This window comes from Bradyrhizobium monzae, from assembly GCF_021458635.1.
GTDB lineage: Bacteria > Pseudomonadota > Alphaproteobacteria > Rhizobiales > Xanthobacteraceae > Bradyrhizobium.
This window is the reverse complement of sequence record NZ_JAIRDQ010000007.1, coordinates 168,746-183,928: the sequence shown is the minus strand read 5'-3', so window position 1 is coordinate 183,928 and position 15,183 is coordinate 168,746. Positions and strand designations below refer to the sequence as shown.

Sequence of the window (15,183 nt, the reverse complement as noted above, 5' to 3'; positions counted from 1 at the left end):
CCAATCTCGTCCATCGAAGACTTGAGCGACGCAGTTCTCGGAGCGGGGATCTGCATGTGTTGTGGGAGGCTGACACGGGGAGCAGGGTCGCCTGTTTTCGATCCCCTCCATGCGGCACCCGCCGGGTGCCGCATGCATTGCGGGGAAATTACAACTGAATCTCAAATACATATGAGTTCGCAGTTTTATTCTGAATGGCGCACCATGTCACGAAATCACCGTCCCTCGATCTCGATTTGATTGTTCCACTCGCGGGGTGAGCCTATGGCATTGGCGATCAACATTCGAGCTGACAACAGTTCGGCAGACGAGATCGAGCGGCTGTGGGATCAGGTCGGCGCGTTCGAGCCCAAGGCGTCGATGCGTGCACTTGGCTACCGTCCGCATTTCACGTTTGCGATCTACGACGGGCCCGCGATCGATGAAAAGGTTGCGTGGGACGCCATGCTGGCCGCCGTCGCCGGCGAAACGCAATTGCTGATCCAATTCAAGCGAATTCGGTGGTTCGAAGGCTCTCCGCTTGTCCTCTGGGGGGAGCCGGCGGTCGACGAGGCCCTGGCTCGCATCCATGGCGCTGTCAGCGCGGCAATCGATCCAGCACATTGTCGTCCTCATTACCGGCCGGGCGCATGGATCCCGCATTGTACGCTGGGCACTGCCATCGCCGACGAGCGGCGCAATGATGCCATTGCCTTCGCTCAGGCGTTCGATCGCAACATCGCAGTGATGTTCGACGTGGTGGATTGCGTTGTATTTCCGCCGGTACGGATCGTCGCCGAGCGCAGATTGGCGTCGTAGTTGGTCGTCGCTTCATAACTGGGCGCCGCATTTTTCGCATGGGGTTTTATGGGTGCCAGCCGGCGCATAGCTCGGGCAAAAACATGCCGCGAGGCTACGACCGCACGGCCGGGCCTCCCGATGCCAGCATGATGCATCGGCATCCGCGGCGGTGGTCGTCGTCCCGAAAATCTGTCTCTATGCGCCACGAATGCCTCCGGGACCGGTGCCGGACCTTCGGAGGTTGGGGTGATTTGCTTGGCGGAGTGACGATATGAGCGGTTTGGTGATCTCTGGCGGCCGGGTGGTGGATCCAGCGAACGGAATGGACGCCGTTGGCGACGTGGCAGTGGTGGACGGCAAGATCGCCGCGGTCGGCTCCTCGCTCGGCGGCGCCGAGCGGGTGATCGATGCGACCGGGCTCGTGGTCGCGCCCGGCTTCATCGATTTGCACGCCCATGGCCAGTCGATCCCTGCCGACCGCATGCAGGCGTTCGACGGCGTGACGACGACGCTCGACCTCGAGGCCGGGGTGCTGCCGGTTGGCTCCTGGTATGAGCGCCAGGCCAGGCGAGGCCGCGTGCTGAACTATGGCGCCGCCACCAACTGGGCCTTTGCGCGCATTGGTGCGATGACGGGCTCCAACGCGGAAAGCTCGCTGGAAGCGTTCGGCAATGCCATGCGCGACCGCCGCTGGATGGACAACGTCGCGACCGAGGCGGAGGTCGCCGGCATCCTCGATCGCCTCGGACGCGGGCTGAATGAGGGCGGCATCGGCATCGGCATCTTGAACGCCTATGCGCCGGGCGCAGGCGTCCAGGAGCTGACCGCGGTGTGCCAGCTCGCCGCCAAGCAGGACGTGCCGACCTTCACCCACGTCGCCTACATGTCGCGCATCGATCCCGAAAGCGCCGCGGAGGCCTATATCCGCCTGATCGGCTATGCCGGCGCCACCGGCGCGCACATGCACATCTGCCATTTCAATTCGTCGAGCAAGACCGACATCGAACGCTGCCGCGTGCTGATCGAGAAGGCCCAGGCGCAGGGCCTGCCGATCACGGTCGAGGCTTATCCCTACGGCACCGGCTCGACCGTGCTGGCGGCGGCGTTCTTCAGCGATCCCCAATTCGTCGAGCGCAACGGCACCGGCTACGATTCCGTGCAGCGCGTGACCGACGGCTATCGCTTCCACGACCGCGAGGAGCTGCTCAAGGCCCAGGCCGAGGAGCCGTCCTCGCTGGTGCTCTGGCACATTCTCGACACCGAGAACAATGCGCATCACCGCGACCTCCTCGACATGTCCGTGCTCTATCCCGGCGGCGCGATCGCGTCCGACGCGATGCCGTGGACGCTGCCGGACGGCACCACCTACAAGGGCGACGCCTGGCCGCTGCCGGATGACGCCACCTCGCATCCGCGCTCGGCCGGTTGCTTCACAAAATTCATTCGCGAATGGGTGCGCGAGCGCAAGACCGTGTCGCTGCTGGAAGGCGTGCGCAAATGCGCGCTGATCCCCGCGGAGATCCTGTCGCAAAGCACGCCCGCGATGCGCGCCAAGGGCCGGCTGGCGAAGGACGCCGATGCCGACATCGTGGTGTTCGACTACGAGAAGCTCTCGGACCGCGCGACCTTCACTGCGATGAACCGTCCGTCGGAAGGCGTGCGGCATCTCGTCGTGAGCGGCCAGGTGCTGATCACCGATGGCGTGCTCGACGTCGCGGCGCGGCCCGGCCGGCCCGTGCGCCGTCCCGTCGTCGGAGGCTGAGCCATGCCGATCCCCGTGCTCCTGGTGACGGGCTTTTTGGGGGCGGGCAAGACCACGGTCGTCAACCATCTGCTGGCAAACGCGGACGGACGGCGGATCGCCGCCATCGTCAATGATTTCGGCGCGATCAACATCGATGCAGAGCTGATTGCGGGTGCGAGCGACGGCGTGGTCAGCCTTGCCAATGGCTGCATCTGCTGCTCGCTCGAAGGCGATCTGTTGCGCACGCTCTCGGCGCTGCTGCGGCGCGATCCGAAGCCCGAGTATATCGTGATCGAGACCAGCGGCGTCGCCGACCCCGCCGACATCGTTCGCAATCTGATGGACCCGGTGATTCTGCGCGAGGCGCCGCTGGAGACCGTGCTTTGCGTGATGGACGCAGCAACGCCGCCTTCTGCCCTCGATGATGCGCTTCGGCGGTCGCAGCTGCGCGTCGCCGATATCGTGGCGTTGAGCAAGCTGGATCTGGCGGACGAAGGCGCGGGCGCGCGTGTGCGCGAGGCCATCCGCGCGCAGCGCGTCCCCGCATTGGTGGTCGATGCGAAGCACGGCGAGATTCCGTCCGCGCTGCTGTTTCCCGCGAACGATCGCGCGCCGGCACCGCGCGAGCCGGGGCCGAAACGGCCGGCAGAAGAACGCTTCGCGACGCTGAGCTGGACTTCCGACCGGCCGCTCTCGCTGCCGCGCCTGCAGCAGGCGATCGGCAAGCTGGCGCCGAAGCTTGCGCGCGCAAAGGGCCTGTTTGAGACGGTCGAGCAGCCCGGACGACTGATGGTGTTTCAGTTCGCCGGCGGCCGCGCGACACTGGCGCCGGGCGACGCGCCGACCGAAGGCGTGCCGCGCGCGCGGATCGTCTTTATCGCCGAGCTCGGGGTGCTCTCCAAGGCCGAGCTCGACGGAATCATGGAGGGGTGCGTTGCGAGTGGATGAGATGGCGATAGGATGGATCGCAGTCCACAGGGAATGAGCCTGGCATGTCGTCTATGATCCCATCAGCACCCACAGACGCCGCGTCGCGGCGCGCAGCCAAGCCGGCCATCGTCTATCCGGCCAGGACGATGCCCGGGCCGGATATGGCGACGCTCGAGTCCGCGCGGCAGTCGATGGTCAAGACACACGAGCTGATCGTGCCGCCACGCGATGCCCGTGCCTTTCGTGTGGCGCGCGGCCAGTTCTTCCGCATCGTCAGCATCGAAGGCCCGCAGGTCGGCGATCTCAATCTCTGGAACGCGGACGATCTCGCCGAGCGCTTCTTCAGCGGCAAGACGCGGGCGCTCCATGGCACACATGTCGGCGCCGGCGACCGGCTGTGGAGCAATATGCCCTATCTTCGGCCGATGGCGACCATCAGTCACGATACGCTGGGCTGGTACGGCTTCGACGCGGATGGCGCCGGCATTCACGATGTCATCGGCACGCGCTGCGATCCCTACACCAATCTCCTGCTGAACGGGACGGCTTACGATTTCTGTTGTCACTCCAATCTGTCCCGCGCGCTGGCCGCCGCATTGAAGCTCGATCCAGCCGCAGTGGAGCATCATGTCCACGATGTGCTCAACGTCTTCATGTGTACCGGCTTCACGCAGGACACCCACCAGTATTTCATGAAGGCGAGTCCGGTCCGCCCCGGCGACTTCATCGAGTTTTTCGCGGAGATCGACCTGCTCGGAGCGTTGTCGGCCTGTCCCGGTGGGGACTGTAGCGCAACTCATTCCAGCGATGTTGCAACGTGCCATCCGCTCAAGATCGAAATCTTCGAGCCGGATCGAACGACATTGAAGGGCTGGACCTGGCCGGCGCCGAGTGCGTATCACCGCCGCCACGGCGTGATGGGCGGACGATAATTCTCAAGAGGGCGGCAGATCCGTCAAGCTCACGCGAACTGCGCGACGCCGTTTCCGACGGACCAGTTCTCCGCGGGGGCATCGAGCACGTTGACGAAGACGTCCTCGGGGCGGATGCCGGGATTGTCGCCGAGCAGTTCCGCGATCCGGCGATACAGCGCCTTCTTCTGCTCAGGCGTGCGTGAGGCGAAGACGGTGATCTGGATCAGCACGGCGTCGTCGCTGCGCTTGACGCCGTAGGCGTTGCCACAGCGGAAGTTTGCAGGCGACAGCTCACTGATGGTCATGAACTCGTCGCCCTCGGGCACATTCAGCGTTTCGCGCATCGCGCAATAGAGGCCGTCGAGGATCGCCTGCCGGTAGGCGTCCGGCTTTCCGGCGCGCATAGAGATATGAAGGAGAGGCATCAGCTGTCCCTTTACGTGCGGCCGCGAGTTGGCCGTTCGGCCCATTGACGAAACGGGCTATCAATCCCAATTGATTTTTGACACGATGTCCAGAAAGCACGTTTTTTGACATCGTGTCAAATACACCGTTGAAAAGGAGCATGATGTGAGGCCGCGCGAATTCGATCACGACGACGTCCTGCGCGTCGCGTTCGACCAGTTCTGGCGCAAGGGCGTGCGTGGGACCTCGCTGTCCGACATCGCGCGCGATGCCGGCGTTCAGCGCGGCAGCCTCTACAATGCCTTCGGCAGCAAGGAGGCGTTGTTCCTCCAGGCCTATGAGCGCTACGCCCGCGACTATCTCGTCGCGCTGCAGAAGGCGCTCGGCGCGGGCACATTGCGCAAACGCCTCACGACATTCTTCGACCTGACCATCGCCAATTTCCGTTCCGGCTCGCCGCCGCGCGGCTGTCCGACGACGCGGGGGCTGATGGAGCTCGGCGCCGCCGAAGGCGAGGGGCTCGACGAAGACGCGCGGAAGGCCTTTGCAAACCTGGTGTCGCGCATCACCACGCTGGTTGAGGACACTTTGTCAGCGGGCGCCGAGCGCGGCGAGTTCAGCGGCAACCCGGCGGCCGCAGCGCTGCACATCATCACGGTCACGCGCGGTCTCGCCGTGCTTGAACGGGCCTTCGGTGACGAGCCTCAGTTGCGCAAGATCGCCGCCCACACCATCGACCTCGTGCTCGGCAAGGGCGCTCGCTAGGCCTCAGCAGACCGCAAGCGCGTTGACGGCCTGCGTGGCCGCACTCGCCCGCTCGATCCCGACGAGCTGATCGATGACGGCTTTGAGTTCACCTGGCTCCCTGCGGCGCGCAACGGCCAGGAGTCGCATCAATTCCGCCTCGTCCTTCGAGAGACGCCGGCACGACGGCGGCATGAAGCAGAGATCGCAGGGACGTCCGCTGCGCAAAATTCTGACCAGCGCGGCCACGCGAGCGACCAGCAGCGGGCTGTCGGAAATGCCGGGCGCCTCGTCGGCGAAGCGATAGGCGGCCTCCCAGCAATCGGACGCGCCGGTCGCATAGGCTGCGCCAATGAACCGGAACAGCGAGAGCGCCGTGCGACAGAAATCATCGCAGCCGTCCATGCTTCGCGGATTGTCCTGCATCATGAACGATCTCGTCAGTGCAATGTGGGGCTTCCGACGAACCAGCTCTTCATCGCCATCGTCTGAGCAACGCCGGGCGTCCGGACGTGTCGATCCGGCAGGATGAGACCGGCCATGCGGAAGATCGTCGCAAGGCCCCTGACAGGCGCGAGCGCCCAATCCGCGCCGACCGGAGGCAGCCAGCTCTCGAACTGCTCGCGCGCGATATCGATGCGCTCCTCTTGCGCCGCTGCGATCGCGTGCAAAATTCCGTGCTCGCTCTCCGACATCTTCGGGCAAGTGGGGCAATGAACCTCGATGGCGGTATGGGCCGTGCACGCAAAGATCTCGATGATGGAGTCGAGCGACGGCACGGCGTCGCCGACGCGAAAATGGTCGTAGACCTGCCGGATGTCGGCCGCCGTCGGAACGGCGGTCCCGCTGCGCGCTCTCGCGCGAAATCCCCAGATGAAGAGCCGCTCCGCCGCGCTCAGCGCCGGAAGGTCAAGTGTTCTGGTGTCTGTCGACTGATACATGGAGCCTCCGACTATTGGCAGTGACTATTGGCTGCGCTCGCGCCTCGGCCGGCGCAAAATATCTGCGCCGATCGTTCTTCCACGGACACGCGCAAGTCAACGCCGGCAAGGCCGATATCGAGGTCTTCTAGAAACGTGCATGCATTGGAAGATCGCACTTTGGAGTCATTCCAATGCAGTCGCAAAAATGTCGACGAATTCCAAAGTGCGCTTCATTCGCAGGACCATCATGGAGGTCAACGAGATCTCCTCGTCGATCGCGGCCGCGGTCGAAGAGCAGGGCGCGGCGACGCAGGCCATCGCCCGCAGCGTGCAGGAAGCGGCCTCCGGCACCGACCAGGTCTCGCAGAACATCTCCGGCGTCACCGATGCGAGCTGCAACCGATGTTCACCGTGCCTGTTATCGCGCCGATCCCTTCTGCCGTCAGGCGGATCATTCGCCTCATCGAAGCGCGGCTGGCCAACTGATATTCCGGCCCGCGGGAGCTACCACAGCGACCGCTTCCTCTCCCTTGACGACTGCGGTTAAAGTGAAGAAGCAGGATCATCGAACCTGCCGACCGCGCCCGACGCGGGCATGGAGACCGCTATATGTCGTTCAAAAAGCTCCTGATCGCCAATCGCGGCGAAATTGCCATCCGCATCGCGCGTGCGGCGGCTGACGCCGGCATTGCCACTGTCGCGATCCATCCGGCCGATGACGCGCTGTCGCTGCATGTGCGCGTCGCCGACGAGGCGGTCGAAATCCCCGGCCGCGGCGCGCGGGCCTATCTCGACATCGAGGCGGTGGTGAAGGCGGCGAAGAACGCCGGCTGCGATGCCGTGCATCCCGGCTACGGCTTCCTCAGCGAGAACGCGGCGTTTGCAAAAGCCTGCGCGGATGCAGGCATCGTCTTTGTTGGACCCAAGCCGGCAGCACTCGAACTGTTCGGCGACAAGGTCGCGGCACGGCAGCTGGCAAAACGCTGCGGCGTGCCGATCATTGCCGGCACCAGCGGGCCGTCGAGCCTGGAGGAGATTTCGGCGTTCTTCACCTCGCTTGGTAACAACGCCGCGATCGTGATCAAGGCGATGGCTGGCGGCGGCGGCCGCGGCATGCGTGTGGTGGAGAACGCCGCCGATCTCGCGGAAGCCTATGCGCGCTGTCAGTCCGAAGCCAAGGCGGCATTCGGCTTCGACGGGGTCTATGCCGAGCGGCTGATCCGGCAGGCGCGCCACATCGAGGTGCAGATCATCGGCGATCGCCACGGCGCGATCTCGCATCTCTGGGAACGCGAATGCACCATCCAGCGCCGGCACCAGAAGCTGATCGAGGTGGCGCCGAGCCCCTCCCTCAGCGACGGCTTGCGTGGCCGCATCATCGAGGCGGCGAAGCAGCTCGCGGCGGCGGCGTCCTACGACAATCTCGGCACCTTCGAATTCCTGGTCGATGGCACCGCCGAGGACAGCTTTGCCTTCATCGAGGCCAATCCACGGCTCCAGGTCGAGCACACCGTGACGGAAGAGGTGCTGGGCCTCGACCTCGTGCGCGCCCAGCTTGCGATTGCCGCAGGCAGCACGTTGGCCTCGCTCGGACTGGCGCAAGGCGCGATCCCGAAGCCGCGCGGCTATGCCATGCAGCTCCGCGTCAACATGGAAACGCTGGACGAGACGGGCGCGACGCATCCGACCGGCGGCGTGCTCGCCGTGTTCGAGCCGCCGTCCGGCCCCGGCGTCCGCGTCGATAGTTTTGGCTATGCCGGCTACAAGACCAGCGCGGCGTTCGACTCCCTGTTGGCGAAGGTCATCGTGCATACGCCGGGTGAAGCCTGGCACGACGTCGTGGCAAAAGCCTCGCGCGCTTTGCGCGAGTTCCGGATCGACGGCGTCGTCACCAACATCGCCTTCCTCCAGGCGGTGCTGGCGCATCCGGATTTCCGGACCAACCGTATTGCGACCGACTTCATCGATCGCAATATCGCCAAGCTGGTCGAGTCGGCAGATGGCGCGGCCAAGCCGCTCTATTTTGCTGCAGCTGAGCGGCGCGGCGCGCAGGCAGCCGAGACCCATGTTGCACAGACCGTGCCCGAGGGGACGGTGATGGTCGCTGCGCCCTTGCAGGGAACGATCGTCACCATCCAGGTGAAGGAGGGCGAGATCGTGCGCCCGGGCCAGCAGCTCGCCGTGATCGAGTCCATGAAGATGGAGCATCTCGTGATGGCCGAGCAGGGCGGCCGCGTCATGAAGCTCGCGGCCGGCGACGGCGTCACGCTGATGCATGGCGAGCCGATCCTCTATCTCGAGCCGCTCGACGTCGCGGCAGATGCGTCGGCCGCGGAATCTGACATCGATCTCGACCACATCCGCCCCGATCTCGCCGAACTGATCGCGCGTCAGGCCAACACGCTCGATGCGAACCGTCCGGCCTCGGTCGAGCGCCGCCGCAACACCAATCAGCGCACCGCGCGCGAGAACGTCGCGCAACTCGTCGACGACGGCTCGTTCATGGAATATGGCAGCCTCGCCATTGCCGCCCAGCGGCGGCGGCGCAAGCTCGACGATCTCATCAAGAACACGCCGGCCGACGGCCTCGTGATGGGTGTCGCCACCGTCAATGCCGAGAAGTTCGGCGGAGAGGCCGCGCGCTGCATCGTGGTTGCCTATGACTACACCGTGCTCGCGGGCACGCAGGGCCATATGAACCACAAGAAGATCGACCGCATGCTCACGCTGGCGGAAGATTGGCGCGTGCCGCTGGTGTTTTATGCCGAAGGCGGCGGCGGCCGTCCGGGTGACACCGACCGGCTCGGCATGACCGGTCTCGACGGCCCGTCCTTCGTGCAGTTCGCAAGGCTCTCCGGCCTCGTGCCGGTGATCGGCGTGGTCTCCGGCTATTGCTTCGCCGGCAACGCCGCAATGCTCGGCTGCTGTGATGTCATCATCGCCACCAAGAACGCCTCGATCGGCATGGGTGGCCCCGCAATGATCGAGGGCGGTGGGCTCGGCGTCTATCACCCGGCCGAGGTTGGTCCGGTCTCGTTCCAGTCGCCGAACGGCGTCATCGACATCGTGGTTGAGGACGAAGAGGAAGCCACATCCGTCGCGCAAAAATACCTGTCTTATTTCCAGGGCGCGGTAGCGAACTGGCAGGCCGCCGACCAGCGCCTGCTTCGCCGCGCCATTCCCGAGAACCGCCTGCGCGTCTACGACATCCGCAGCGTGATCGACCTCGTCGCCGACAAGGACTCAGTGCTGGAACTCCGCCGCGACTACGGCGTCGGCATGATCACCGCGCTGATCCGGATCGAAGGCAAGCCGTTCGGCCTGATCGCCAACAATCCGCGCCATCTCGGCGGCGCCATCGATGCGGATGCCGGCGACAAGGCCGCGCGCTTCCTCCAGCTCTGCGATGCCTTCGATCTGCCGATCGTCTCGCTGTGCGACACGCCCGGCTTCATGGTCGGCCCGGAAGCCGAGAAGACCGCGATCGTGCGCCACGTCTCGCGCATGTTCGTCACTGGCGCGAGCCTCACCGTGCCCTTGTTCGGCATCGTGCTGCGCAAGGGCTATGGTCTCGGCGCGCAGTCGATGATCGGCGGCGGCTTCCACGCCTCCTTCTTCACGGCGGCCTGGCCGACCGGCGAGTTCGGCGGCATGGGCCTGGAGGGCTATGTCCGCCTCGGCTTCCGCAAGGAGATGGAGGCGATCGCCGACCCCGAGGAGCGTGAGACCTATTACCGCAACAAGGTCGCCGAGCTCTATGCCAACGGCAAGGCGGTCTCGATCGCATCGGTGTTCGAGATCGACAACGTCATCGACCCCGCCGAGACGCGGCGCTGGATCATGGCGGGCTTACGCTCCGTGCCGAAGCCGCCGGTGCGGACGGAGAAGAAGCGGCCCTGTATCGACACATGGTGAGCGCAGTGCAGCAATAGCCTGCGTCCCGGTTCCCGATTGACATCCCCGCCTGTGGTGCCAGACTTTGCACAATAATACAGGGTGGAGACGTCCGCGATGGCCAGCCTTTCGGCCTCGAACCATGTCGCCCGTGTCTTGTCCGTCGCCAATCATGTGGCTGACGTCGATGCGGAGTCGCGGATCGCGTCCTCCTGGCGGCGCTGCCTGATCAGCCACAAGCTCGATCCTGCCCGTCAGGGTCCGCCGCAGACGCTCACTGAGGCCGAAGTTCGTCACATCGCCGAGCCGATGGAGGAGACCATCCGGCTGGTCACGCCCGAGCTCGACGACCTCGCTCGCGTGCTGCGCGACGCCGGCTATTGCGTCAATCTCGCTGACGTGAACGCGACCATGCTGTTCAGTCGTCTGCCCGGCGAAGCCGACGCGCGGATGTTCATGGACTGGAAGATCTACACCGGCTCGAACTTCGCCGAGACGTTCGAGGGCACCAACGGTCTGGGGACCTGCCTCGCCGAGCAGAAGCCGATCCTGGTGCATCGCGACGAGCATTTTCGCGCGCAGTGGCACATGTTCTCCTGTGCGGTGGCGCCATTGTTCGATCAGGCCGGGCGCCTCGCCGGCGCGGTCAACATCACCTCGTGCCGCGAGGATCTCGAACGTGCCGCGCATCAGCTCGCGCTCGCGGTGACGATGGAGGCGACGCGGCGCATGGAAGGCGCAATCTTCCGCGATCATTTCCGCAACGCCTGGATCGCGACCGTGCCGGGCGACGGCGGCAGCGGCCTGCTCGCCTATGACGACGACCGCCGCATCGTCGGCGCCTGCCGCTCGGCGCGTGCGTTGCTGGGCCTCACCGACGGCCTGATCGCATCCGGGATCGATCTGTCGCGTTATATCAAGCTCGACCATTCGCGCGACGCGGACGAGATCGTCGAGTTGCGCCGCGCCGACGGCCGTCTGCTGGGCCAGGGCCATGTCGCCGCGCCGCTGCGCGCAAAATCCTCCAGGCTGCGCCGTGACGCGCCCGTCGATCGCTTCGATGCGCTGCATCGGCTTGCCGGCCGCGATCCCGGCCTGGTCAAGAGCGTGAAGCGGCTGAGGAGCATCGGTGATCACAATCTGCCGGTTCTGCTGCATGGAGAGACCGGCGTCGGCAAGGATGTGTTTGCGCGCGCGATTCATGCCGCCAGCAACCGCGCCCGCAACAACTATGTCGCGCTGAACTGCGCGGCGATGCCGGAGAGCCTGATCGACGCCGAGCTGTTCGGCTACGAGGCCGGCGCCTTCACCGGCGCGCGCCGCGATGGCTCGAAGGGCCTGATCGTGCAGGCCGACGGCGGCACGCTGTTTTTGGACGAGATCGGCGACATGCCGATCGCGCTGCAGACGCGCTTGCTGCGCGTGCTGGAGAACCGCGAGGTCTGGCCGCTTGGCGCGCTCAAGCCGGTGCCGGTTGATATCCGCCTGATCAGCGCCACCCATCGCAATCTCGGTCGCATGGCGGAAGAGGGTGCCTTCCGTGCCGACCTCTATTTTCGCCTGCGCGGCATGGAGGTGCGGCTGCCGGCTCTGCGCGAGCGCGCGGACCGGGATGACATCATCCGCCAAATCGCGCGCGAGGAGGCGCCGAACTGCCGGCTGTCGGCGGAAGCCTGGTCGCTGCTTTCGGCCTATCCCTATCCCGGCAACATGCGCCAGCTCCGCCACGTGCTCCGGCTTGCCGGCTGCACGGCGGAAGATGGTGTGATCACCGATGCCGATCTCGATCTGCCGCCGTTCGGCGGGAGATCTGCCGAGACCGATCTCGAAGCGGCCGAACGCGCGACGATCATCGAAGCGTTGCGCAGGCACGGCGGCCGCGTCACGGAAGCGGCCCGCGCGCTGAAGCTCAGCCGCGCGACCCTCTATCGCAAGATCAAGCAGCTGAAGATCGAGACCGCGCAGTAGCGCCCTTACGAAAAGTCGGTCCAGCTCAGGTGTCGCGAATCGAGATCGCCGACTGAAACGGTCTCGCGGATTTCCTGAGGGATGTGGAAACTGCTGCGCAAATACACGAGCGGCGCGGCACCGTCGGAATGCGACACGTGGCGCACTTCGCCGACGAAGATCGAATGCGTCCTGGTCTCGAACTCCTGCGCCAGCGCGCAATCGAACGCGGCGACCGCATCCGTCAGCACCGGCGCGCCGGTCACCCCGCGCGTCCACTGGCCAAACGCAAAGCGATCATCGCCGTTAACGCCTTTCTGGCCGCTGAAGGTCAGCGCCAGCAGCGCGTGATCCTCGTGCAGGAAATTGATCGCGAAGGCGCCTTCCTCGCGGATACGCGCATGCGCGCTGGCGTTGCGGTTGACGCAGACGATCAGGGACGGCGGATTGTCCGACAGCGAGCAGGCCGACGTCACCGTGAGCCCGGTGCGCGTGCCGTGCTCGGCGCCGACGGTCACGAGCGCAACCGCGCCGGCGCATTGGCGCATCGCCTGCTTGAACTGCTTGGCGTCGAGAGGATTGGCGTCGACCGTCACGCGGAAATCTCCGAAATGAATGCGGGTGCGACAGGATTCCGCCGCACCCGCATCACGTCAAGCCGCCTTCTTCGCGGAGCCGAGATGCTTCAGGCGCGGCATCACCTCGTTCTTGAGCAGCGAGAGCGAGTGGTGCCAGGCTTCCGGCTTGTGCTTGTAGTCGAAACCGAACACGCAGAGCACGCCGAAGCCGCCGACCTCGTCGTAGATCTTCTCGATCTTCTCGGCCACGGTCGCGGGCGAGCCGACGACCCAGTTCCGCTTGGCGCAATATTCGACCGTGACGTCGCTATCGGGCACGTCGGGCGTGTGCTTCAGATAGTCCTTGAAGCCGAAATGGCCGAGCAGGGGCAGGAAGTACTCGCCCATCATCCGGCCCATCATGTCGCCGGTCGAGAGCTTCCAGGCCTCCTCGTCGGTGTCGGCAACGAACACCTCGCGCACCAGACGCCAATCCGCGCGGTTCGGCTTGCGGCCGGTCTTGGCGGCGCCGATCTCGACCGAATCCCAATGGCTGCCGACATAGGCCGGGTTGAGGTTGAGGCTCATCGGGATGAAGCCGCGCTCGCCCGCGAGCTTGAGCGTGTCCGAGTTCTTCGACAGCCCGGCAACGCCGATCGGCGGATGCGGCGCCTGCAACGGCTTGATGTGCGGCTTGAGGAAGTCGAACATGGTGTCCGGCTTGGTCACCGTCCAGAACTTGCCCTTGTAGGTGAAGGGCGCGGGATCGGACCAGAGCTTCAGGATGATCTCCAGCGCCTCGCGGGTCATGTCGCGGTTCTGCCCGCTCATGCCGTCGACGTTGAACATCGCCCAGTCGCTCGGCAAGCCGCTCGCGGCGACGCCGAAATTGAGCCGGCCTTCGGAGAGATGGTCCAGCATCGCGACGCGGTTGGCCAGCTCGGCCGGGTGATGATAGGGCAGCAGGAAGCCACCCGGTCCGATGCGAATGGTCTTGGTCTGCATCAGGGCCTGTGCGATCAGCAGGTCCGGCGTGGGATTGGGTTCCCAGGGTGCGGTATGGTGCTCGCCGATCCAGGCTTCCTGGTAGCCGAGCTCGTCGAGCCAGCGCAGGACCTGCAGGTCCCAGTCATGTCCTTCCTTCAGGCCGCACTCCGGCGGATGCGAAGGCATCGTGAAATAGCCGATCTCCATGGGTGTCCTCATCTGATGTTGACGCGTCTTGCTGCGCGTTCGCTGACGTGAGCAGGAACAGCTTCAGCAAGCGGTGTGCCAGCGCGCCCCGCGGCCCAGACCTGCGAGAAAAGGCTGGTTTGGGGCCGCAATAGCCGATATCCCGGGGCGGATTTGCCAAGCGTCCGTCTCATTGTCGCGAGACGGCGTCTTGGCCGTGAGACTCAAGGGATACGATTCGAAATGGCCGAACCCGCTTATGTTGCGGTGGACTGGGGCACCAGCAGCTTTCGGCTCTGGCTGGTCGATCGCACCGGCCACGCGCTGGCCGAGCGCCGCAGCGACGAGGGCATGATGGCGGCCGCCAAGGCCGGCTTTGCCGGCGTGCTGCAATCGCATCTCGCCGCCGTCGCAGCACCCGGCCCTCTCCCGGTTCTGGTCTGCGGCATGGCCGGTGCCAAGACCGGCTGGGTCGAGGCCGGCTATGTCGATACGCCGGCGCCGCTTGCCGCCATCCTGAAGCAGGCCGCCCGGGTGCCGGGCGAGGCGCGCGACATCCGCATCCTGCCGGGCATCGCGCAGCGCGACACCAAAGCACCTGACGTGATGCGCGGCGAGGAGACGCAATTGCTCGGCGCACTCGGCCTCGAGGCGGCGGGTGAGGCGCTGGTATGCATGCCCGGCACTCATTCGAAATGGGTGCGGGTGAAGGACGGCACGGTGGCGCATTTCTCGACGTTCATGACCGGCGAGCTCTTCAGCGTCGTCTCGCGCGAGACGATCTTGTCGCTCGCGGTCGCCGGTGCCGATGACGCCGAGGATGCCGCGAGCTTCAAGGCGGCGGTGAAAGCCGCGTTTGACGCACCGGCTTTCGCCGCAAACCTCCTGTTCGGTGCGCGGTCGCGGCAACTGCTGTTCGGTGGCACGCCGGCCGCGGCGCGCGAGACACTGTCGGGCACGTTGATCGGTGCGGAGCTCGCCGCAGGCCTTTCTGGCGGCATGCCGAAAGCCGGCATCACGCTGATTGCCTCGGGACGGCTGGCGGCGCTGTACCGGCAGGCCTTCGACGCGCTGCAGGTCGATGTGAACCCGATCGATGCCGATGAAGCGGCGCGCCGCGGCCTGTCGATGGCCGCTGCGGCGATCTGGACGAAGTAAAAAGGATTTTTGAG

13 protein-coding genes and 1 pseudogene are annotated in these 15,183 nt (G+C 65.4%); 9 read left to right on the top strand and 5 right to left on the bottom strand.

Going from position 1 to position 15,183, the window contains the following annotated elements:
- Positions 1 to 264: 264 nt before the first annotated feature.
- The 4 genes from K3F49_RS25195 (at position 265) to K3F49_RS25180 (ending at position 4,386) form a co-directional block, all read left to right on the top strand.
- A complete protein-coding gene (locus K3F49_RS25195) occupies positions 265 to 798 on the top strand; it encodes a 2'-5' RNA ligase family protein (protein WP_234683634.1) in 534 nt (177 codons plus the stop codon).
- Positions 799 to 1,051: 253 nt separating this feature from the next.
- On the top strand, positions 1,052 to 2,542 hold the full coding sequence (locus K3F49_RS25190) for an amidohydrolase family protein (RefSeq protein ID WP_234683633.1): 1,491 nt from the start codon (positions 1,052 to 1,054) through the stop codon (positions 2,540 to 2,542).
- Between the two features lie 3 nt (positions 2,543 to 2,545).
- Positions 2,546 to 3,472 (top strand): CobW family GTP-binding protein, encoded by a 927-nt coding sequence (locus K3F49_RS25185; RefSeq protein ID WP_234683632.1) that lies wholly within the window; start codon positions 2,546 to 2,548, stop codon positions 3,470 to 3,472.
- 44 nt (positions 3,473 to 3,516) lie between these two features.
- Entirely contained in the window at positions 3,517 to 4,386 is an 870-nt protein-coding gene (locus tag K3F49_RS25180; protein WP_234683631.1) for an urea carboxylase-associated family protein, read from the top strand.
- Positions 4,387 to 4,415: 29 nt separating this feature from the next.
- On the opposite strand, the gene K3F49_RS25175 is transcribed toward K3F49_RS25180, so the two are convergent.
- Complete coding sequence (locus K3F49_RS25175) at positions 4,416 to 4,793, bottom strand: tautomerase family protein (RefSeq protein WP_234683630.1); 378 nt, start codon at positions 4,791 to 4,793, stop codon at positions 4,416 to 4,418.
- A gap of 145 nt (positions 4,794 to 4,938) precedes the next feature.
- Here K3F49_RS25175 and K3F49_RS25170 point away from each other — a divergent pair, with 145 nt between their 5' ends.
- Positions 4,939 to 5,538, top strand: a complete 600-nt coding sequence (locus tag K3F49_RS25170) for a TetR/AcrR family transcriptional regulator (RefSeq protein ID WP_234683629.1) — start codon at positions 4,939 to 4,941, stop codon at positions 5,536 to 5,538.
- A gap of 3 nt (positions 5,539 to 5,541) precedes the next feature.
- Here the strand turns inward: K3F49_RS25170 and K3F49_RS25165 are convergent, their stop codons facing one another.
- Positions 5,542 to 5,946: a hypothetical protein gene (locus K3F49_RS25165; RefSeq protein ID WP_234683628.1), complete on the bottom strand. Its 405-nt coding sequence runs from the start codon at positions 5,944 to 5,946 to the stop codon at positions 5,542 to 5,544.
- 11 nt (positions 5,947 to 5,957) lie between these two features.
- Positions 5,958 to 6,458 (bottom strand): hypothetical protein, encoded by a 501-nt coding sequence (locus K3F49_RS25160; protein WP_234683627.1) that lies wholly within the window; start codon positions 6,456 to 6,458, stop codon positions 5,958 to 5,960.
- 205 nt (positions 6,459 to 6,663) lie between these two features.
- On the opposite strand from K3F49_RS25160, the pseudogene K3F49_RS39675 reads away from it, so the two are divergent.
- The 3 genes and pseudogenes from K3F49_RS39675 to K3F49_RS25145 form a co-directional block, all read left to right on the top strand.
- A pseudogene (locus tag K3F49_RS39675) lies at positions 6,664 to 6,834 on the top strand (methyl-accepting chemotaxis protein); the annotation flags it as partial.
- A 215-nt stretch (positions 6,835 to 7,049) separates the two neighbouring features.
- Positions 7,050 to 10,355, top strand: coding sequence for an acetyl-CoA carboxylase family protein (locus K3F49_RS25150; protein WP_234683626.1), 3,306 nt, complete (start codon positions 7,050 to 7,052; stop codon positions 10,353 to 10,355).
- 96 nt (positions 10,356 to 10,451) lie between these two features.
- Positions 10,452 to 12,302: a sigma-54-dependent Fis family transcriptional regulator gene (locus K3F49_RS25145; protein WP_234683625.1), complete on the top strand. Its 1,851-nt coding sequence runs from the start codon at positions 10,452 to 10,454 to the stop codon at positions 12,300 to 12,302.
- A 5-nt stretch (positions 12,303 to 12,307) separates the two neighbouring features.
- Here K3F49_RS25145 and K3F49_RS25140 read toward each other — a convergent pair whose 3' ends face one another.
- Both K3F49_RS25140 and K3F49_RS25135 read right to left on the bottom strand, forming a co-directional pair.
- Positions 12,308 to 12,877 carry a flavin reductase family protein gene (locus K3F49_RS25140; protein WP_234683624.1) on the bottom strand — a complete coding sequence of 190 codons (570 nt, stop codon included), beginning with the start codon at positions 12,875 to 12,877 and terminating at the stop codon, positions 12,308 to 12,310.
- 57 nt (positions 12,878 to 12,934) lie between these two features.
- Positions 12,935 to 14,032 (bottom strand): LLM class flavin-dependent oxidoreductase, encoded by a 1,098-nt coding sequence (locus K3F49_RS25135; RefSeq protein WP_234683784.1) that lies wholly within the window; start codon positions 14,030 to 14,032, stop codon positions 12,935 to 12,937.
- A gap of 222 nt (positions 14,033 to 14,254) precedes the next feature.
- Between K3F49_RS25135 and K3F49_RS25130 the strand changes: the two genes are divergently transcribed.
- Complete coding sequence (locus K3F49_RS25130; RefSeq protein ID WP_234683623.1) at positions 14,255 to 15,169, top strand: 2-dehydro-3-deoxygalactonokinase; 915 nt, start codon at positions 14,255 to 14,257, stop codon at positions 15,167 to 15,169.
- Positions 15,170 to 15,183 lie beyond the last annotated feature (14 nt).